The following is a 19,682-nucleotide window of genomic DNA, read 5'->3' on the forward strand; positions in this document are numbered from 1 at the left end:
GGTTACATTCCGAACCCGGAAGCTAAGCCTCACAGCGCCGATGGTACTGCAGGGGGGACCCTGTGGGAGAGTAGGACACCGCCGGACTTCTTTTAAGCAAATGGCCACCCATCGTTGGGTGGCCATTTTGCGTTAACAGCAACAACAGAAACAGGGAGCATCATGCCGGAAGAGGAAGAGCGCCGTCCGCGTCGCAACGACGACAACGGATCGCGCGGTCACCGACCTTCCGGAGGTCGCTCGGATCAGAACCGCAGCACCGGTCCGCGTCGTGATGACGCGCCCCGTCGCGAGAGTGGTTATAACCGGGATGGTGCACCGCGCGGTGGCTACAGCCGCGATGGTGGCGCTCCTCGCCGCGATAGCGACGCACCACGTTCGGGTGGGTACAACCGCGACGGTGGTGCACCGCGCTCCGGTGGGTACAACCGCGACGGTGGCGCGCCCCGTTCGGGTGGGTACAGCCGTGAGGGTGGTGCTCCGCGACGCGATAACGACGCCCCCCGCTCCGGTGGCTATAGCCGCGACGGTGGTGCTCCTCGTTCGGGCGGCTATAGCCGTGATGGTGGTGCACCGCGCTCCGGTGGGTACAGCCGCGACGGTGGTGCACCGCGCTCCGGTGGGTACAACCGCGACAACGACGCACCGCGGTCTGGCGGCTACAAGCGTGATGGTGGTGCTCCGCGTTCGGGTGGGTACAGCCGTGATGCTGGTGCACCGCGCTCCGGTGGGTACAACCGCGACAACGACGCACCGCGTTCGGGTGGCTATAGCCGCGATGGTGGTGCACCTCGGGGCGGTGGGTATAGCCGCGATGGTGGCGCACCGCGCCGCGACAACGACGCCCCCCGGTCTGGCGGCTACAACCGTGATGGTGGTGCTCCGCGCCGCGACAACGACGCCCCCCGGTCCGGTGGCCACAACCGTGATGGTGGCGCACCGCGCTCTGGCGGGTACAACCGTGACGGTGGTGCTCCCCGTTCCGGTGGCTATAACCGTGACGGTGGTGCTCCGCGTTCTGGCGGGTACAACCGTGACAACGACGCACCGCGTTCGGGTGGCTATAGCCGCGATGGCGGCGCACCGCGCCGCGACAACGACGCCCCCCGGTCTGGCGGCTACAACCGTGATGGTGGTGCGCCGCGCTCCGGTGGGTACAACCGTGATGGTGGTGCTTCGCGTTCGGGTGGGTACAACCGTGATGGTGGTGCTCCCCGTTCCGGTGGGTACAACCGGGACGGTGGTGCACCCCGTTCGGGTGGGTACAACCGTGACGGTGGTGCACCCCGCACCGGAGGCTACAACCGTGACGGTGGCGCACCGCGCCGCGACAACGACGCCCGCTCCGGCGGGTACAACCGCGACGCTGGACAGGACCGGGACTCGTCCCGTTCTTACCCGCAGCGCGGGGGAGCGGGCCGCGAACGCCCGATTCAGGCAGACGGTGATCGGCCGCGCTTCAACGACCCGCACATCCCTGATGAGGTCACGGCACGCGACCTGCATACCTCGGCCCGCAACGAACTGAAGACCCTCAGCAAGGAGAATGCGGAACTCGTCGCGCGTCACCTTGCCATGGCGTCTCAGCTCATCGACGAGGATCCGGCCCGTGCGCACGAGCACGCCCTCGCGGCTTCTCGTCGTGCAGGTCGCATCGCGATCGTCCGTGAGACGCTCGGTATCACCGCATACGCCACTGAGGACTTCGCTCTGGCCCTTCGCGAGCTGCGCACCTACCGTCGCATCTCCGGCAAAGACGACCAGATCGCACTGATGGTCGACAGCGAGCGTGGCATCGGTCGCCCCGACCGAGCCCTCGAGACCGGTCGCGCCGTGGACCGGGCTGCTCTCCCCACACCCGTGCGCGTCTCTCTGGCCATCGCGATGTCCGGTGCGCGCCTGGATCAGGGTGACCTCGAGCTCGCGCTCGGCGAACTCGAGATTCCTGAGCTTGACCCCGACCGCGCCTTCGAGTGGAGTCCCGCGCTGTTCGCTGCTCGTGCAGCCGTGCTCGAGGACCTCGGACGAACCGACGAGGCCGAGTTCTGGGCACAACGTGCAGAGGTCGCCGCCCAGGCACTCGGCGTCGACGAGGCTGGCGACGAGGAGATCATCATCGAGGACGGCCTCATCGAAGGCGACTTCGACGACGATCAGGAGGACGCTGACGCTGACGCTGACGACGCCGACGCTGCTGATTCTGCTGACGACACGGATGCTGACGATGCTGACGCTGCTGACGCTGCTGACGACGCTGACGACGCTGACGACGCTGATTCTGCTGACGCTGCTGATTCTGCTGAAGACACTGGCGCTGCTGACGATGTCGAGCCTGAGCCCTCCATCGACGACGAGGTGCGTGAGCTCCTCGGCGAAGGCGAAGACGACACCGACGCCGAGTCCGAGTCCGACGGTAACGACGCCGATGACACGGACGAGGCGTCCGCGGCATCCGAGACGTCGAAGGATGCGTAGTGGGGCTGTTCTCCAAGAGGCCTGCGCTGCGCACCCCGCTTGACGGCGTGGACGCCGTGCTCGCGGACTTGGATGGCGTCGTCTATGCGGGCCCCGGCGCGCTGCCGCATGCGGTGGAGAGCCTCAACGCGGCAGCGGCGACGGCTCGGCTCGGATACATCACGAACAACGCGTCTCGCACAGATGCGTCGGTCGCCGAGCACCTGAGCAGCCTGGGCCTCGATGTCGCGCCGGCTGACGTGATCACCAGTCCGCAGGCCGCGATGCGGCTGCTGGCCGGAATCGTCCCTCCGCCCGCCACGCTTCTGATCGTGGGCGGCGCGGGACTCGTCGACGAGGCGGAGAAGGCAGGGTACAGAGTCACTCGCAGCGCCGAGGACGCTCCGGACGCCGTCGTGCAGGGTTTTGCTCCGGAGGTCGCCTGGACGGATCTCGCCGAGGCCGCGTTCGCACTGAAGGTTCCCGAGGAGGAGGGTGGCATCCCGTGGATCGCCACCAACACCGACTGGACGATCCCGCGCGAGCGCGGCGTCGCCCCCGGGAACGGGACCCTCGTGTCCGCTGTGCACACGGCGATCGGACGCCTCGCGACCGTCGCGGGCAAGCCCGAGACGCCGATCTTCGAAGAGGCCACAGAGCGCTTCGGCGCGACCAAGCCGCTGTTCATCGGCGACCGCCTCGACACGGACATCCTCGGCGCCGTCCGCGCCGGCATCGACTCCGCGCTCGTGCTCACCGGGATCGACCGACCGAAGCACGTGCTCGCAGCTCCCGAGGGGTCTCGTCCGACGTACATCCTCAGCGACCTGCGTGAACTGCACCAGCCGTATCCGGAGGTCACGTCGAAAGACGGTGTCCACTCGGTGAACGGCGCATCCGTGCGGGTCGTGGGTGCGGACGTCGAGATCGTCGCCGAGGGAGACTCGCAGATCGATCTGCTGCGCGCCGGCGCCTCCGCGATCTGGGCCTCCGGCACTCCGGTGTTCGTGCTGCGGGTTCCTGAGCGTCTCTACGACGACCCGTTCCACCGACCCTGACCGGCGCTTCGCGTCGCCGTGGCTCCGCCGACGTGCCGACGGAGCCACGTACAGTAGAAGCGTGAGCGACGAGACGACGAACGCACCGACCGACGGTCTGTGGAGTCGACTGCGCCTGATCGAGGGGCAGCCGCTCTCGGCCAGAGCCGACGCATACTCCGGACTGCACGACGAACTGTCGCGCCGCCTCGACAGCGGTGCGAAGCTCGACCAGCGCGACGCGCCGGGTACCCGATGACGCGACTCGATGCCGCCCTCGCCGCCCGAGGACTCGCTCGTTCGCGCACGCATGCTGCCACGCTCATCGCGGATGGCCTCGTGAGCATCGACGGCCGCCCCGTCGTGAAGGCCTCGACACCGGTCGCGGACGCAGCGGAGATCACGGTCGCAGGCGCCGATCATTACGTCGGTCGTGGTGCGCACAAGCTGATCGCCGCTCTCGACGGGTTCGGTGTCTCCGTCGAGGGTCGCCTCGCGCTCGACATGGGTGCGTCCACCGGAGGCTTCACCCAGGTGCTCCGGGAGCGCGGAGCGCGGCGCGTTCTCGCCGTCGACGTCGGCCACGACCAGATGGCCGGCGCCGTGGCATCCGACAGCGGCGTCGTGGTCGTCGAGGGCTATAACGTCCGTCACATGACTCCCGAGAACCTGCAGGAGGTCACGGGAGAAGCTGCGGCTCCCGACCTCATCGTCGGCGACCTGTCCTTCATCTCCCTCGAGCACGTGCTGCCCGCTGTCGCCGGAGTCGCGGCGCCGGGCGCAGACATCGTCCTGCTCGTGAAGCCGCAGTTCGAGGTCGGTCGCACCGCGGTGCGCGGCGGACTGGTCACCGACCCTGCCACTCGCGCGGATGCGGTCGCGCGCACAGCGTGGAGCGCCTGGGACTCGGGCCTCGGCATGCTCGGCATCCTCACCTCACCGATCCTCGGGACGCACGGCAACTCGGAGTATCTGCTGCACCTCGCTCCAGGGCGCGGCAGCGATCCGTCAGAATGGTCGGACCGCATCAACGCACTGGCAGGGAGACGATGAACGAGCGCAACATCCTGGTCGTCGCCCACGCAGGCCGGGAGGCCACGGTCGAGGCAGCACGCAAGGTGGTCGACGAACTCCGCGGTGCCGGCGCGCGCCCCGTGCTCCCTCCCGATGAGAGCGGCGACCTGCGTGCCGTCGACCCTCACTTCGCTGACGTCGACATTCTCGGCGAGACGGTGCAGCAGGACGAACTCGAGCTCGCCATCGTCCTCGGGGGCGACGGTACGATCCTCCGCGCCGCAGAACTGGTGCGAGGGTGCTCGGCCCCCGTGCTCGGCATCAACATGGGCCACGTCGGATTCCTCGCCGAGATCGACCGAGACGACATGGATGCGGCTGTGCGGCGCGTCATCGACCGCGACTACGAGGTCGAAGAGCGACTGGCGCTGTCGGTGCGCGTCAAAGACGTCGAGGGCACCGTCGTCTACGAGACCTTCGCGCTGAACGAGGCGACGGTCGAGAAGGCGAGCCGCGAGCGCATGATCGAGGTCGTGCTCGAGATCGACGGCCTGCCCCTGTCGAGCTTCGGCTGCGACGGCATGGTCGTGTCCACGCCGACCGGCTCGACGGCCTACAACTTCTCCGCCGGGGGACCGGTCATCTGGCCCAGCGTCGAGGCCATCGCGGTCGTTCCTCTATCGGCTCATGCGCTGTTCGCCAAGCCCCTCGTGGTCAGCCCCGACGCTGCTGTGGCCATCGAGATGCTCGAGGGCACTTCCGGTTCCGGCATCCTCTGGTGCGACGGACGCCGCTCGCACGACCTGCCTCCGGGCGCGCGTGTCGTGGTGCGCAAGTCTTCGCGTCCGGTTCGCCTCGCGCGACTGCACCCCACAGAGTTCACCAACCGTCTCGTGCGCAAATTCCAGCTGCCGGTCGCCGGATGGCGCGGACAGGGGGCGGCCTCGTGATCGAGGAGATGCGGATGCAGGGACTCGGCGTGATCGCCGACGCCGTCCTGCCGCTCGGCGCCGGTTTCACTGCGATCACCGGCGAGACCGGTGCGGGCAAGACGATGGTCGTGACCGGCCTCGGCCTGCTGCTCGGCCAGCGGGCGGACTCCGGCGCTGTTCGAGCCGGTGCGGCTCAGGCGTCCGTCGCAGGCGTATGGATCGTGCCCGAGGCGGGCGACGTCGCCGACATCGTCGCAGACGCCGGCGGAGAGCTGGAGCCTGCTGGATCCGGTGCCGCCGAACTGTACGTCTCTCGCACGCTGAGTGCCGAGGGCCGCAGCCGTGCGAGCGTCGGAGGACGCGCGGCGCCGGCGGGAGTGCTGTCCGCCCTGGCCGAGGAACTGGTCGTCGTGCACGGTCAGTCCGAGCAGCTGAGACTGCGCTCGTCCGCGGCGCAGCGCGATGCCCTCGATCGCTTCGGAGGTGTGGCGATTGCCGAGGCGCTCGACGCCTACGCCTCGTCGTTCACGCGGTGGCGCGAGCTGGATGCCGCGATCGCCGACATCACCGAGAACCGCTACCGCCGAGCCGAAGAGGCCTCGCGCCTCCGCGAGGCATTGGCGCTGATCGAGGCCGCCGCCCCCGAGCAGGGGGAGGACGTCGAGCTGGCCGCACGGGCCGAGCGTCTGGCGAATGCCGAAGAGCTGCGCCTCGCCGCCTCGCTCGCGCACAGCGCGCTCTCGAGCGAAGAGGGCGAGCCGGATGCATCCGCCCTGGTCGCCGAAGCTCGTCGGGCGCTCGAGCGCGTCTCCGACGCCGCGCTCACCGACATCTCGTCCGCTCTCGCCGACATCGGCTACCGCATCGCCGATGCCGCCGGCCAGCTCTCGGCATACCTCGCCGATCTCGACGAGACGGGACCGCACGAGCTGGCGGCCGTCGAAGAGCGACGTGCAGCCCTGGGTACGCTGATCCGCGCGCACGGATCTCTCGACGAGGCTCTCGAGCTCTGGCAGACGGGGTCGACGAGGCTCGCTGAGCTCGACGACGACGGGGAGCGGCTCGACCGCCTCGAAGCCGAACGTGATGCCGCCCGCGCAGAGCTGGATGCGCGCGCCGACGCTCTCACGGCGGAGCGCACCGCCGCCGCCGCGCGTCTCGGCGTCGCCGTGAGCGAGGAGCTGCATGCCCTCGCGATGCCCGATGCGACCCTCGAGGTCGCGGTCACACCGGGCGCGGAGACCGCTCACGGCCGCGACGACGTCGCGATCCTGCTCGCGCCGCACCCCGGAGCCGAACCGCGCTCGGTCGGTAAGGGCGCGTCCGGTGGTGAGCTCTCGCGTGTGATGCTCGCGATCGAGGTCGTCATCGCCGGCACCGACCCCGTGCCGACCTTCGTGTTCGACGAGGTCGATGCCGGCATCGGCGGAGCCGCAGCGATCGAGGTCGGTCGGCGACTCGCCCGACTCGCAGAGAAGTCGCAGGTGATCGCCGTCACTCATCTGGCTCAGGTCGCCGCCTTCGCCACCAACCACCTCTCGGTCGTCAAATCCAACGACGGAGCAGTCACCGCGTCGAGTGTCCGCCGTCTCGAGGGGCAGGAGCGTGAGGCCGAGATGGCTCGACTGCTGTCCGGATTGACCGATTCGGATGCCGCGATCACCCATGCCCGAGAACTTCTCAGCCTCGGCACCCCCACCTCCTGATAGGATCGAAGCCCGTGATGAACTCTTCTTCTGCGGGGCCCAAGAACGACACGACCAAGCACATCTTTGTGACGGGTGGTGTCGTTTCGTCTTTGGGCAAAGGGCTCACTGCCGCAAGCCTCGGCAACCTTCTCACCGCTCGCGGACTCCGCGTCGTGATGCAGAAGCTCGACCCGTATCTGAACGTCGATCCGGGCACCATGAACCCGTTCCAGCACGGCGAGGTCTTCGTCACCGATGACGGTGCCGAGACCGACCTCGACATCGGACACTACGAGCGATTCCTCGACATCAACCTGTCCGAGGCCGCCAACGTCACGACCGGTCAGATCTACTCTCAGGTGATCGCCCGCGAGCGCCGAGGCGAGTACCTCGGCGACACCGTGCAGGTGATCCCGCACATCACGGACGAGATCAAGCGCCGCATGCGTCTGCAGGCTACCGAGGACCCGCGTCCTGATGTGATCATCACCGAGGTCGGCGGCACGGTCGGCGACATCGAGTCGCAGCCCTTCCTCGAGTCGGCACGCCAGCTGCGACACGAGCTCGGGCGCGACAGCGTCTTCTTCGTGCACGTGTCGCTCGTGCCGTTCATGGGGGCCTCCGGCGAGCAGAAGACCAAGCCGACGCAGCACTCCGTGGCCGCGCTCCGTCAGGTCGGCATCCAGCCCGATGCGCTCGTGCTGCGCAGCGACCGTCCGGTGAGCGAGAGCAACCGCAACAAGATCGCTCTCATGTGCGACGTCGACGCCGAGGGTGTCATCAATACGGTCGACCTGCCGAGCATCTACGACATCCCGTCGACGCTCAACGACCAGGGTCTCGACTCGTACATCGTGCGCCGCCTCGGTCTCGACCAGAAGGCCGCAGACGAGGTCGACTGGACCCGTTGGAGCAAGGTGCTGCACGCCGTGCACAACCCCAAGCACGAGGTGACCATCGGTCTGGTCGGCAAGTACATCGACCTGCCCGACGCGTACCTCTCCGTGACCGAGGCGCTCAAGGCCGGCGGCTTCGCGCAGGAGACCAAGGTCAACATCCGCTGGATCCCGTCGGACCGATGCGAGACCCCTGAGGGCGCGAAGGAGCAGCTCGGCGAGCTCGACGGCATCTGCGTTCCCGGAGGATTCGGCATCCGCGGCATCGAGGGCAAGCTGGGCGCGCTGAAGTTCGCGCGCGAGCAGGGCATCCCGACCCTCGGACTCTGCCTCGGCCTGCAGTGCATGGTGATCGAGTACGCCCGCGATGTGGCCGGCATCACCGACGCATCCTCGAGCGAGTTCGACCCGCAGACCACCGAGCCCGTGATCGCCACGATGGCCGAGCAGGTCGAGATCCTCGACGGCGGTGACCTCGGCGGCACCATGCGTCTGGGGCTCTACCAGGCGGCACTCGCCGAGGGCTCTCTGGCGCGCGAGCTGTACGGCGCGCCCGAGGCCTCGGAGCGCCACCGTCATCGCTACGAGGTCAACAACGCCTACCGGGCGCGTCTCTCCGAGGCCGGTCTCGTGTTCTCGGGGCTGAACCCTGAGCTCGATCTGGTCGAGTACGTCGAACTGCCGCGCGATGTGCACCCGTACTACATCGCCACGCAGGCGCACCCGGAGCTCCGCTCGCGTCCGACCGCCCCGCACCCGCTGTTCCGCGGACTGGTCGGAGCCGCGATCGAGCGTCACCGCTCCAGCGAGCTGTTCGACGTCGAAGCCGATGCCTGAGTTCGTCGAAGCCGATGCCTGAGTTCAACGACGCCGATGACTGAGTTCGACGACCTGCGTGACGAGCCCTTCGAGCCGGAGGTCCTCCGCAGCGACCTCGCCTACGAGGGTGCCGTCTGGAACGTCCGCGACGACCGGGTGCGGTACGGCGACGGAGAGATCCGCCGCCAGTACGTCGCACACACCGGCGCCGTGGCGGTCCTCGCTCTGGACGACGAGGGGCGGGTACTGCTGATCCAGCAGTATCGGCATCCGATCCGACACCGCGACTGGGAGCTGCCCGCCGGTCTGCTCGACGTGGCAGGGGAGGAGCCGCTCGAGGCTGCTCGACGCGAGCTCGCCGAAGAGGCCGACCTGGTCGCGGCGCACTGGGAGCCGCTCGTCTCGACGTGGACGACTCCCGGCGGCAACGATGAACTCATCCACCTCTTCCTCGCGACCGGCGTCTCGGCAGCGCAGGACGCGCACGCGCGGGAGGACGAAGAGGCCGACATCCGCGTCGAGTGGGTTCCGCTCGACGCCGCGGTCGCGGCAGTTCTCGACGGGCGGATGCGCAACGGCATTCTCAGCATCGGCGTGCTCGCGGCCGCCCAGAGGCTGCACGACCGGAGCTGAGCATGCAGCTCGACCGTGCGTTGGACACGTATCTGCGCCACGTCACGATCGAACGCGGTCTCAGCGAGCACACGATCGCGGCCTATCGACGTGATCTGGGTGGCTACCTCGAGTGGCTGGATGCCGAGGGGATCACCGACACGGCGCAGATCAACGCTGCCGTCGTCGGGCGGTTCATCGCCGATCGATCTGGCGCAGATCCCGCCCCTGCCGCGACGAGCCTTGCTCGACTGCAGTCCTCCGTGCGGGGGTGGCACAGATTCCTGGCGCGTGAGGGCATCGAACAGGACGACCCGAGTGGCCGCCTTCGTCCGCCCAAGGCACCTCGCCGCCTGCCCAAGGCGCTGACGATCGACCAGGTCGAGCGCCTGCTCGGCGCGCCCAGTGCCGAGGACCCGATGGGGATCCGCGACAGAGCCCTGCTCGAGCTGCTCTATGCGACCGGCGCTCGGGTGTCCGAGGCGGTCGGACTCGACGTCGACGACCTCGCTCACGGCGATGTGCTGCGCCTTCGGGGCAAGGGGTCGAAGGAGCGCATCGTGCCGATCGGATCGTTCGCCCGTGACGCGGTGGATGCGTATCTCACCAGGGTCCGCCCGGGCCTCGCGGCGAAGGGGCGGGCATCGGCCAGGCTCTTCCTCGGAGCTCGCGGTGCCCCGCTGTCACGGCAGAGCGCGTGGCTCGTCATCCGCTCGGCGGCGGAGCTCGCGCACATCACCGCTGAAGTATCGCCGCACACGCTGCGGCACTCGTTCGCGACGCACCTGCTGCAGGGCGGTGCGGACGTGCGCGTCGTGCAGGAGCTGCTGGGACACGCCTCGGTCGCGACGACGCAGATCTACACGCACGTATCGGTCGACACCCTGCGGGATATCTACGCCACCTCGCACCCCCGCGCTCGCTGAGATCGTGGCGCACGCGGCGAAATCGCGGGATCGCCGGGGCTGAGGCGGTGAACCAGCCGGCCGATCGGTAGACTCGACCGAGCACGAAAGAGCAGGAGAATCGGTGGCTGAGAACGCGGCGAAGTCCAGGGCGAAGACGTCGAAGAACGACGACACCCCCATGGGACCCACCGGGCGTCCCTATCACGGCTTCGCGACCCCTGAACCGCTCGCCTCACACGGGCCCGCACGCATCATCGCGCTGTGCAACCAGAAGGGCGGCGTCGGCAAGACGACGACCGCGATCAACCTCGCCGCGGCCCTCGCCGAGTACGGCCGCAAGGTGCTGGCCGTCGACTTCGACCCGCAGGGCGCGCTGTCGGCCGGACTCGGCATCCAGACGCACGACGTGCCGACCGTGTACGACCTGCTGCTCGACACCAAGCGCGACGCGCACGACGCGATCGTCCCCTCCGGGGTCGACGGTCTCGATGTGATGCCCGCGAACATCGACCTGTCCGCCGCCGAAGTGCACCTCGTGAACGAGGTCGCTCGCGAGACGATCCTCGCCCGCGTCCTCCGCCAGGTGGCGGGGGAGTACGACGTCATCCTGATCGACTGCCAGCCCTCGCTCGGTCTGCTCACGGTGAACGCGCTGACCGCGGCTCACGGCGTCATCATCCCGCTCGAGTGCGAGTTCTTCGCGCTTCGCGGTGTGGCTCTCCTGATCGAGACCATCGACAAGGTGCGAGACCGGCTGAACCCGTCGATCACGATGGACGGCCTCCTCGCCACGATGTACGACCCGCGCACCCTGCACTCGCGTGAGGTTCTCGAGCGTGTGGTCGAGGCGTTCGGTGACGATGTCCTGGAGACCGTGATCGGTCGGACGGTCAAGTTCCCCGACGCATCGGTCTCCGGTGTGCCGATCACCGAGTTCGCTCCGGAGCACGCTGCCGCGCAGGCATACCTGCGGCTGGCGCGGGAGCTGGTCACCCGTGGCGCTGTCGCCTGAGCTCGAGCCGTCAGACATACAGGCTCAGTCCGTCTCACCAGCAGAGTCCGTCTCACCAGCAGAGTCCGTCTCACCAGCAGAGTCCGTCGCATCCCCCGGACCCGCAAGGGGCCTCGATCCCGAAGTCATGGAAGAGACTGCCGTCTCGGACGTCGGATTCCGCGTCTCCCTGTCGAACTTCGACGGCCCGTTCGATCTGCTGCTCAACCTCATCTCGAAGCACGAGATGGACATCACCGAGGTCTCGCTGAGTGCGGTCACGAACGAGTTCATCGCGTACCTCAAAGAACTCGATGACGACGAGGAACTCGACCAGGCGTCGGAGTTCCTGGTGGTCGCGGCGACGCTGCTCGATATGAAGGTGGCAGGGCTCCTGCCGCAGGGCGAGCTGGTGGATGCCGAGGCTGTAGCGCTCCTCGAAGCCCGCGACCTTCTCTTCGCGCGCCTCCTGCAGTATCGCGCTTTCAAGGAGGTGTCGGCCTGGTTCGCGCGGTGCCTGCAGCGCGAGGATCGTCGACACGTGCGTGCGGTCAGGCTCGACGAGAAGCACCGGCGGAAGACTCCTGAACTCGTCTGGTCGCTCAGCGTCGACGATTTCGCCGCACTCGCGCTCCTCGCATTCGCGCCGAAGGAGATCCCGCATGTGGGTCTCGATCACCTGCACGCGCCGCTCGTCAGCATCCGTGAGCAGGCCGCGATCGTCGTCACTCTGCTTCGCGCCGCCGAGTCGGTGAGCTTCCGCGAGCTCGTCGCCGGTGTGAGCGAGCCGGGCATCGTCGTCGCGCGGTTCATCTCCGTGCTGGAGCTCTACCGGCACGCCGCCCTTTCTTTCGAACAACTGGAACCGCTCGGCGAGCTGACGCTGCGTTGGGCCGCCGACTCCTGGTCGGATGAGACACTCGCATCGCTGGGAGCCGACTATGACCGATGACGTGACCGACGCTGCGGCCGCTGCGACAACCGACGGCGCCGTGCGCGAGTCGCCGCTGTCCGAGCGCATCGAGGCGATCCTGCTGATCATCGACGAGCCCATCGGTCTCGTCGCCCTCGCCGCAGCCGTCGGCTCGCCGGTGGCCGCTGTGCGGCAGACGATCGAGACGCTGGTCGACGACTACGACGGCAAGGGCCAGGGCCCGCGTCGCGGCTTCGAACTGCGCGAGGTCGGCGGCGGATGGCGACTGTACGTCCGCGAGGATCACGACGATGTCGTCGCGGAGTTCGTCGGCGGGCAGGCGCCTGCCCGACTCTCTCAGGCGGCACTCGAGACACTCGCGGTGATCGCATACAAGCAGCCGGTCACACGCAGCCAGGTGGCGTCGATCCGGGCGGTGAACGTCGATTCTGTCGTGCGCACCCTGCTCGCGCGCGGTCTCATCACCGAGCTGTTCGCAGACTCCGAGACCGGCGCGATCAATTACGGCACCACCGACGCGCTCCTGCAGCACCTGGGCATCAACACGCTCGACGAGCTGCCGCCGATATCTCCTCTGCTCGACGACGGAGCAGATGGTTTCGACGAAGGGACCATCCGATGATCTCCGGTCGCGCGGACTCGTCACACAGATTCAGTTTCAACGAAGGGACCATCCGATGAGCGGCTTCGAGACACCAGAGGGCATCCGCCTGCAGAAGGTGCTGTCGGCGGCGGGCGTGGCCTCACGACGCGTGATCGAGCAGTACATCGTCGAGGGACGCATCCGTGTCAACGGAGAGACCGTCACCGAGCTCGGTCGCCGCGTCGACCCGGAGACCGACCTCATCGACGTGGACGGCACAGCAGTTCAGCTGGACGTGTCCAAGCGCTATGTGATGCTCAACAAGCCGACCGGAGTGGTCAGCAGTCTTCGCGACGAGAACGGTCGGCCCGACCTCCGCGTCTTCACCGACGACTACGAGGAGCGTCTGTACAACGTCGGGCGACTCGACGCCGAGACCAGCGGACTGCTCGTCCTGACGAACGACGGCGACCTCGCTCACGTGCTCGCTCACCCGTCGTTCGGCGTCACCAAGGTGTACATCGCGAAGGTCGAGGGCGAAGTGACCGCACAGACGATCTCGAAGCTCACCAAGGGCATCGATCTGGACGACGGCCCTATCGCGGCAGACAAGGCGCGGCTGCTCGACACCTCTCGAGGGTCGAGTCTCGTCGAGCTGACCCTGCACTCGGGGCGCAACCGGATCGTCAGAAGGATGCTGGCTGCCGTCGGCCACCCGGTGACCGAACTCGTTCGTCGCCAGTTCGGTCCGCTGCACCTGGGAACCCTCCCGGTTGGGAAGACCCGCGAACTGACTAAAATCGAACTCGGCGCACTCTTGACTCTGTCGCGCCGTGATACCGCTGTCGCCGAGGCGCCAGGCGAGCAACAGGAGAACGAGTGACCGATACGACGAGTGCGCCCACGGGGGCTCGGAGTTCTGTCGCGCCGAGAATCGCCGCCAGGCTCTCGGGCACCGTTCGAGTGGTCGGCGCCGGTCTGCTCGGTGCGAGCATCGGCCACGCGCTTCGCGCCAAGGGCGTCGATGTGGTGCTCGCCGATACTTCACCGGCTCAGCTGCGCCTCGCGATCGACTACGGGGCGGGTCGATCGGCTGCCGACGACGACTCGCCGGCGCTGATCGTGGTCGCTGTGCCGCCGGACGTCACCGCAGACGTCATCGAGTCGGAGCTGGCTCGTTTTCCGCACGCCGTCGTGACAGACGTGGCGAGCGTCAAGCTCGAGCCCTTCCACAGTCTGCAGAGGCGCGGAGTCGATCTGACTCGCTACATCGGCTCGCACCCGCTCGCCGGACGAGAGCGCGGCGGGGCGATCTCCGCTCGCGCCGACCTGTTCATCGGACGCCCGTGGGTCGTGTGCCGTGACGCCGACACCAAGGCGACGGATCTCGCGCTCGTCGAAGCTCTCGCGCTCGACGTCGGAGCGATGCCTCTCGAGATGACGCCCGAGGAGCACGACCGCTCGGTCGCGCTCACCTCCCACGTTCCTCAGGTCGTTGCGAGCCTGCTCGCCGGGCGTCTCGCCGAGGCGGATGAGGGTGCGCTGCGGCTCTCCGGCCAGGGCGTGCGCGACACGACGCGCATCGCCGCATCCGCTCCTGAGCTCTGGGTGCAGATCCTCGGAGCGAACGCCGGGCCGGTGGTCGAGATCCTCGACGCTCTGGCATCCGACCTCAGGGAAGTCTCCGACGCGCTGCGTGCGCCCGAAGCTCCCGGCGCTCGGCGCGTGGTCGCCGAGACGATCCGCCAGGGCAACGACGGCGTCGAGCGGCTCCCGGGCAAGCACGGACAGAACCAGCGGTTCGAGTCGCTCGTCGTGATGATCGACGACACCGCGGGCCAGCTCGGGCGTCTGTTCGGAGAGCTCGGAGAGCTCGGTGTCAACGTCGAGGACCTCCGTCTCGAGCACTCGCCCGGCGCACAGTTCGGCCTCGCCGAGATAAGTGTCGAGCCCGCAGCGCTGCACGGCGCGATCACCGGACTTCAGGAACGCGGCTGGCGGATTGCAGGTACGACCAATGACTGATTTCATCGCGATCGACGGGCCTGCGGGGTCTGGCAAGTCCAGCGTGTCCAAGGCGGTCGCCCGCACTCTGGGCTTCGGTTACCTCGACACGGGGTCGGCCTATCGCGCCCTCGCCTGGCATGTGCTCGATAGAGGGGCCGACACGGCGGATGCTGGTGCGGTGCTCGACGCTGTCGCGGACTTCCCCGTGCGCCTCGGCCTCGACCCCGACGATCGCATGGTGCGGGTCGGAGAGGTGGACGTCACGGACGCGATCCGCGAACCGTCCGTTTCGGGCGCCGTCAGCGGTGTGGCTCGTGTGCCCGAGGTGCGCGACCAGGTCAACCGTCTGTTCCGCACCCTCGTCGCCGAAGCGCCCTACCCGGCGGTCGTCGTCGAGGGGCGCGACATCACCACCGTGGTGGCGCCAGACGCCCCGGTGCGAATCCTTCTCACGGCTGCGCCCGAGGTGCGCGCCGCACGACGCGCCGGTGAACTCGCCGGCGAGAATGCCGAGACCGTCGCGGCTGCACTGCACAAGCGCGACGCTTCAGACAGCGCCGTCGTCGACTTCCTGAACGCCGCAGAAGGCGTCGAGGTCGTCGATTCGACGGAGCTCGATTTCACACAGACCATCGACGCCGTCCTCGCGGTGATCGAACGAACCCGAGGAGCACACCATGGCTGACGACGAATACGAAGGCGGCCCCGACCAGCTCGCCGAGAAGATGGCGCAGCTCGATGAGCAGCTCGCCGAAGCGCGCGCCGAGACACTGCGCGCGGGCCTCGCCGACTACGACCTCGACGATGAGGATGCCGCGCTCCTCGCCGGCATCACGATGGGCGAGGACGGCATCCAGTTCTTCCCCGCTCTGCCGGTCGTCGCTATCGTCGGTCGCCCGAACGTCGGCAAGTCGGCGCTCGTGAACCGCATCCTCGGACGCCGTGAGGCCGTCGTCGAGGACACCCCCGGTGTGACCCGCGACCGAGTGACCTACAAGGCCGAGTGGGCCGACCGTCGCTTCTCGCTCGTCGACACCGGCGGCTGGGAGCCCGACGCGCGAGGCATCGACCGCTCGGTCGCCGCGCAGGCGGAGGTCGCGATCGACCTCGCCGACGTCGTGCTGTTCGTGGTCGACGCGATGGTCGGCGCCACGTCGACCGACGAGCACGTCGTGAAGATGCTGCGCAAGAGCGGCAAGCCCGTGTTCCTCGTCGCGAACAAGATCGACGACGCCCGTCAGGAGCCCGAGGCGGCAGCCCTCTGGAACCTCGGTCTCGGCGAGCCTCACCCGGTCTCGGCCATCCACGGTCGTGGTGTCGCCGATCTGCTCGATGAACTGCTGAAGACGCTCCCCGATGTCTCGGCCGTCGCGAAGGCCGAAATCGGCGGACCGCGCCGCGTCGCGATCCTCGGACGCCCGAACGTCGGCAAGTCCTCGCTGCTCAACAAGGCCGCAGGCGAAGAGCGCGTGGTCGTCAACGACCTCGCCGGAACCACCCGTGACCCGGTGGATGAGATCGTCGAGCTCGGCGGCAAGCTGTGGCGTCTGGTCGACACCGCCGGCATCCGTCGCCGCGTGCACATGGCGCAGGGCGCCGACTTCTACGCCTCGCTGCGTACGTCGGCCGCGCTCGAGAAGGCCGAGGTCGGAGTCGTCGTCCTCGACGTGTCGGAGTCGATCAGCGAGCAGGATGTTCGCATCATCGACCTGGTGCTCGAGTCGGGGCGTTCGCTCGTGCTCGCGTTCAACAAGTGGGACCGTCTGAACGACGACGACCTCGAGAACGCTGATCGTCGCCGCTACCTCGAGCGTGAGATCGAGAAGGACCTCGCACACGTCGCCTGGGCCCCGCGCGTGAACATCTCGGCGAAGACCGGCCGTCACCTCGACAAGCTGGTGCCCGCGCTCGAGACTGCTCTCACGAACTGGGACCGTCGCATCCCCACCGGCAAGTTCAACGCGTTCCTCGCCGAGCTGGTCGCGGAGCACCCGCACCCGCTGCGCGGAGGCAAGCAGCCGCGCATCCTGTTCGGCACGCAGGCGTCGACTCGTCCGCCGACGTTCGTGCTGTTCACGACCGGGTTCCTTGACCCCGGCTACCGTCGATTCATCCAGCGTCGGCTTCGCGAGCTCTACGAGTTCGACGGAACGCCGATCGTCATCAACATGCGAGTGCGCGAGAAGCGTCAGCGCTGATCCGTAGCCGGGTCGCACGTGCGGACCCCTGTTCCCGCGTGTGACCCGGATGCGTGCCGATGCTTCGATGCTGTGACAGGCTGAAGGGGTGACTGTCGTACCTCCTTCCCCCGGTGAGCCCCGCCGCCCCGATGGGCCCCGGAACCCGGGCGACGCCTGGGTGGTCGCCCCGTCGGGGGAGAAGTACTGGGGGCGATTCGGTGCCGCGGGTCTGCTCGCATTCGACCCCGAGCGCGGAATCCTGCTGCAGCACCGCGTCTCATGGAGTCACTTCGGCGGCACATGGGGACTCCCCGGCGGAGCGATGCACCAGGGCGAGAGTGCGATCGTGGGTGCCGTGCGTGAGGCGCAGGAGGAGGCAGGGGTTCCCGATGGCTCCGTGCGGCCGCGGTTCACCAGTGTGCTCGATCTGAACGTGTGGTCGTACACGACCGTCATCGCTGATGTGGTGCGTCCGTTCGAACCCGTGATCAGCGACCCCGAGAGTGTGGCGCTCGAGTGGGTGCCGGTCGACGAGGTCGACTCTCGACCGCTGCACCCCGGCTTCGGCAGTGCATGGCCGGCTCTTCGTGCTCTTCTGGAGGTTCGTCCGTCGCTCGTCGTCGATGCCGCGAACGTGGTCGGCTCCGTGCCCGACGGATGGTGGAAGGATCGCGCGGGGGCAGCAACCAGACTGGCTGGGCGGCTGGACGGGCTTGCCGTGCCTGCGTCAGATCTCGGGATCGACGGGACCCTTTGGTTCCCCGAGGTCGCGCTGGTCGTCGAGGGGCAGGCGCGTGGGATCTCCGCACCGGTGTCGTCGCCGTCTGCGGGTGCGGGTGCGGGTGCTCGTTCTCCTGCTCGTGCGGAGGCCCCCGAACTGCTCCCCGCAGGAGGCGTTTCGATCGTGCGCGCTGACGCAGCAGGCGACGATGCGATCGTCGCGGAGGTCGAGCGTCGATCGCGGGCGGGACAGTATGTCGTCGCCGTCACGAGCGACCGCGAGCTGCAGGACCGCGTCGTCGGGGCGGGCGCAGCACAGGTGCGCACTGCAGGTTGGTTGCTGGGCGTGCTGCCGCAGCAGCTGTGATGGCTCCGGCCGACGTGGTTTCAGCAGAGACGGCACCCGCCGAGCGCGTCGCTGCGATCAGACGAACATGACCCGTCGACGAGGTGGGTCGACGTAATCTCTGCCGAGCGGGCTGGTCCAGGTGATGCTCCCGTCGGGAGCCTGACGCGCCGTCCACCGGTGCCGCTCATCGATGTCGGGATGTTTGAGCGAATGATGCGTCGTGCAGAAGTGACTGAGGTTGTCGATGCGTGTTCGTCCACCGCGAGCGTGGTCGTGGTTGTGGTCTATCTCGCAGCGGTGCACCGGCATCCGGCATCCGGGGAATCTGCAGTGCTGATCTCGCGCTCGAAGGAAGCGGCGCATCTGCTCTGTGGGGGAGTAGGAGTCGGTCTCTGTCACGAGGCCGGTCGCGTCGAGGAACAGGCGTGACCATCCGGTGCAGTGCCCCGCGAGGCCGCGCGCGATATCGGGATCGAGTGGTCCGTGTCCGTCGAGTTCAGCGGGTCGGTCGTCTTCTCCGGCGAGAGTGCTCGCAGCGACCGTGATCTGAACGCGCGCCGAGATGTTCTCGAGCCCTGTGCCGTTCGCTTCGCTCGGATCAGAGGAGAGCAGCAGATCGGACAACAGATCGGCGCGGATCTGATCGAACGTGCGGGTATCGCCGGAAAGGTGCTCGATGTCGGGACTCGCCGGATCGGTCATCGGGTCGATCAGGCCGGCAAGCGGGTCTGTGACGAACGTACCGTCGGCGGCGATCACCCCGGCCTCGAAGTAGGCGTCGTACCGCGGGTCTTCGGGTGAGAAATCGGAGAGGTAGAGCGAGTTCTCGGGGTCGTCATCGAGTGGCTCGAGAATCGGCTCTCGCTCGTCACGAGTGCGGGCGATGTGCCGTGCCATCCGCGTCATGCGATCGGAGATCGCCACGGCGACCCACTCGGGCAGAATCGCCGTGAGTGCAGCCAGGCCGTCGCCGACCGACCTGACGGTGACGCAGCGTTCGGCCGCCGCGCGCCGCTGTGTCTCGACAACGGTCTGGCCCACGAGACGGGCCGCGACCTTGCGAGCGTGGGGCTTCGTGCGCGACGCAGTGTCTTGCTCGGCGACGACGAGCACCGCGGCCTCGTAGAGACCCATCGTCGCTGCTTCCACGCGTCCGTCGCGGATGGCATCGACGACGATCTCGCTGGCTCGCACGATCTCACGGACATGGTGCGCGGTGATCGAGCCAGCCGCAAAGGAGGCGAACACGGCAGGTAAGGCTCGCGACAGGGTGCGCGCGTCGGTGAAGGCGTATTCGATCGAGCCCTTCGGGATGTGCCCTGCCGCGGAGTACTCCGCGATCATCGAGCGGTAGATCGCGTCGCGGTGGTGGGGGCTCTCGGAGACGTCGGCGTCGTGCACGCCGATGCGCTCGACGAGCAGCGAGTACGACTTGGCTTCAAGCGCAGCGATCTGGCGCCGCGTGGCGACCCACTCGTCGAGCAGGCGGCGGCGCTCCTCGAGATCGAGGTCGAGATCGGTGCGATGAGCCATGTCCTCAGTTTAGAAGATATGTTCG

The 19,682-nt window shown here is 68.1% G+C and carries 19 protein-coding genes and 1 rRNA gene; 18 read left to right on the forward strand and 2 right to left on the reverse strand.

Going from position 1 to position 19,682, the window contains the following annotated elements; all coding sequences use genetic code 11:
* Positions 1–87, forward strand: a 5S ribosomal RNA gene (gene rrf, locus ACIOU8_RS00005); the annotation flags it as partial.
* Positions 88–132: 45 nt separating this feature from the next.
* On the opposite strand, the gene ACIOU8_RS00010 is transcribed toward rrf, so the two are convergent.
* Positions 133–1,623, reverse strand: a complete 1,491-nt coding sequence (locus tag ACIOU8_RS00010) for a hypothetical protein (protein ID WP_400784787.1) — start codon at positions 1,621–1,623, stop codon at positions 133–135.
* On the opposite strand from ACIOU8_RS00010, the gene ACIOU8_RS00015 reads away from it, so the two are divergent.
* The 17 genes from ACIOU8_RS00015 (at position 1,576) to ACIOU8_RS00095 (ending at position 18,142) form a co-directional block, all read left to right on the forward strand.
* Positions 1,576–2,475 (forward strand): hypothetical protein, encoded by a 900-nt coding sequence (locus tag ACIOU8_RS00015; protein WP_400784788.1) that lies wholly within the window; start codon positions 1,576–1,578, stop codon positions 2,473–2,475. The two genes, ACIOU8_RS00010 and ACIOU8_RS00015, sit on opposite strands and share 48 nt — an antisense overlap.
* Positions 2,475–3,512 carry an HAD-IIA family hydrolase gene (locus ACIOU8_RS00020; protein WP_400784790.1) on the forward strand — a complete coding sequence of 346 codons (1,038 nt, stop codon included), beginning with the start codon at positions 2,475–2,477 and terminating at the stop codon, positions 3,510–3,512. The genes ACIOU8_RS00015 and ACIOU8_RS00020 overlap by 1 nt, the downstream gene beginning before the upstream one ends.
* A 61-nt stretch (positions 3,513–3,573) precedes the next feature.
* Positions 3,574–3,750, forward strand: coding sequence for a hypothetical protein (locus tag ACIOU8_RS00025; RefSeq protein WP_400784791.1), 177 nt, complete (start codon positions 3,574–3,576; stop codon positions 3,748–3,750).
* Positions 3,747–4,544 carry a TlyA family RNA methyltransferase gene (locus tag ACIOU8_RS00030; protein WP_400784792.1) on the forward strand — a complete coding sequence of 266 codons (798 nt, stop codon included), beginning with the start codon at positions 3,747–3,749 and terminating at the stop codon, positions 4,542–4,544. The genes ACIOU8_RS00025 and ACIOU8_RS00030 overlap by 4 nt, the downstream gene beginning before the upstream one ends.
* A complete protein-coding gene (locus tag ACIOU8_RS00035) occupies positions 4,541–5,455 on the forward strand; it encodes an NAD kinase (RefSeq protein WP_400784794.1) in 915 nt (304 codons plus the stop codon). The genes ACIOU8_RS00030 and ACIOU8_RS00035 overlap by 4 nt, the downstream gene beginning before the upstream one ends.
* Entirely contained in the window at positions 5,428–7,143 is a 1,716-nt protein-coding gene (gene recN, locus ACIOU8_RS00040; RefSeq protein WP_400784795.1) for a DNA repair protein RecN, read from the forward strand. The genes ACIOU8_RS00035 and recN overlap by 28 nt, the downstream gene beginning before the upstream one ends.
* A gap of 17 nt (positions 7,144–7,160) precedes the next feature.
* Positions 7,161–8,858, forward strand: coding sequence for a CTP synthase (locus ACIOU8_RS00045; RefSeq protein ID WP_400784796.1), 1,698 nt, complete (start codon positions 7,161–7,163; stop codon positions 8,856–8,858).
* Between the two features lie 36 nt (positions 8,859–8,894).
* Positions 8,895–9,473, forward strand: coding sequence for an NUDIX domain-containing protein (locus tag ACIOU8_RS00050; RefSeq protein WP_400784797.1), 579 nt, complete (start codon positions 8,895–8,897; stop codon positions 9,471–9,473).
* A 2-nt stretch (positions 9,474–9,475) separates the two neighbouring features.
* Positions 9,476–10,378: a site-specific tyrosine recombinase XerD gene (gene xerD / locus ACIOU8_RS00055; protein WP_400784798.1), complete on the forward strand. Its 903-nt coding sequence runs from the start codon at positions 9,476–9,478 to the stop codon at positions 10,376–10,378.
* A gap of 160 nt (positions 10,379–10,538) precedes the next feature.
* Positions 10,539–11,372, forward strand: a complete 834-nt coding sequence (locus tag ACIOU8_RS00060) for a ParA family protein (RefSeq protein ID WP_140038740.1) — start codon at positions 10,539–10,541, stop codon at positions 11,370–11,372.
* A gap of 127 nt (positions 11,373–11,499) precedes the next feature.
* A complete protein-coding gene (locus tag ACIOU8_RS00065; RefSeq protein WP_400784799.1) occupies positions 11,500–12,303 on the forward strand; it encodes a segregation and condensation protein A in 804 nt (267 codons plus the stop codon).
* Positions 12,293–12,907, forward strand: coding sequence for an SMC-Scp complex subunit ScpB (gene scpB, locus ACIOU8_RS00070; protein ID WP_400784800.1), 615 nt, complete (start codon positions 12,293–12,295; stop codon positions 12,905–12,907). Before ACIOU8_RS00065 ends, scpB begins: the two co-directional genes overlap by 11 nt.
* Positions 12,908–12,962: 55 nt before the next feature.
* Positions 12,963–13,751, forward strand: a complete 789-nt coding sequence (locus ACIOU8_RS00075) for a pseudouridine synthase (protein WP_400784801.1) — start codon at positions 12,963–12,965, stop codon at positions 13,749–13,751.
* Positions 13,748–14,893 carry a prephenate dehydrogenase gene (locus ACIOU8_RS00080; protein WP_400784803.1) on the forward strand — a complete coding sequence of 382 codons (1,146 nt, stop codon included), beginning with the start codon at positions 13,748–13,750 and terminating at the stop codon, positions 14,891–14,893. The genes ACIOU8_RS00075 and ACIOU8_RS00080 overlap by 4 nt, the downstream gene beginning before the upstream one ends.
* The gene (cmk, locus tag ACIOU8_RS00085; RefSeq protein WP_400784804.1) at positions 14,886–15,560 is read left to right on the forward strand and encodes a (d)CMP kinase; all 675 of its coding nucleotides are present in this window, start codon (positions 14,886–14,888) and stop codon (positions 15,558–15,560) included. The genes ACIOU8_RS00080 and cmk overlap by 8 nt, the downstream gene beginning before the upstream one ends.
* Positions 15,553–17,073, forward strand: a complete 1,521-nt coding sequence (der, locus tag ACIOU8_RS00090; protein ID WP_140037479.1) for a ribosome biogenesis GTPase Der — start codon at positions 15,553–15,555, stop codon at positions 17,071–17,073. Before cmk ends, der begins: the two co-directional genes overlap by 8 nt.
* Before the next feature lie 88 nt (positions 17,074–17,161).
* The gene (locus ACIOU8_RS00095) at positions 17,162–18,142 is read left to right on the forward strand and encodes an NUDIX domain-containing protein (protein WP_400784805.1); all 981 of its coding nucleotides are present in this window, start codon (positions 17,162–17,164) and stop codon (positions 18,140–18,142) included.
* A gap of 57 nt (positions 18,143–18,199) precedes the next feature.
* Here ACIOU8_RS00095 and ACIOU8_RS00100 read toward each other — a convergent pair whose 3' ends face one another.
* Positions 18,200–19,657, reverse strand: coding sequence for a DUF222 domain-containing protein (locus ACIOU8_RS00100; RefSeq protein ID WP_400784806.1), 1,458 nt, complete (start codon positions 19,655–19,657; stop codon positions 18,200–18,202).
* Positions 19,658–19,682 lie beyond the last annotated feature (25 nt).

Source organism: Microbacterium sp. NPDC087589, from assembly GCF_044743635.1.
Lineage (GTDB): Bacteria > Actinomycetota > Actinomycetes > Actinomycetales > Microbacteriaceae > Microbacterium.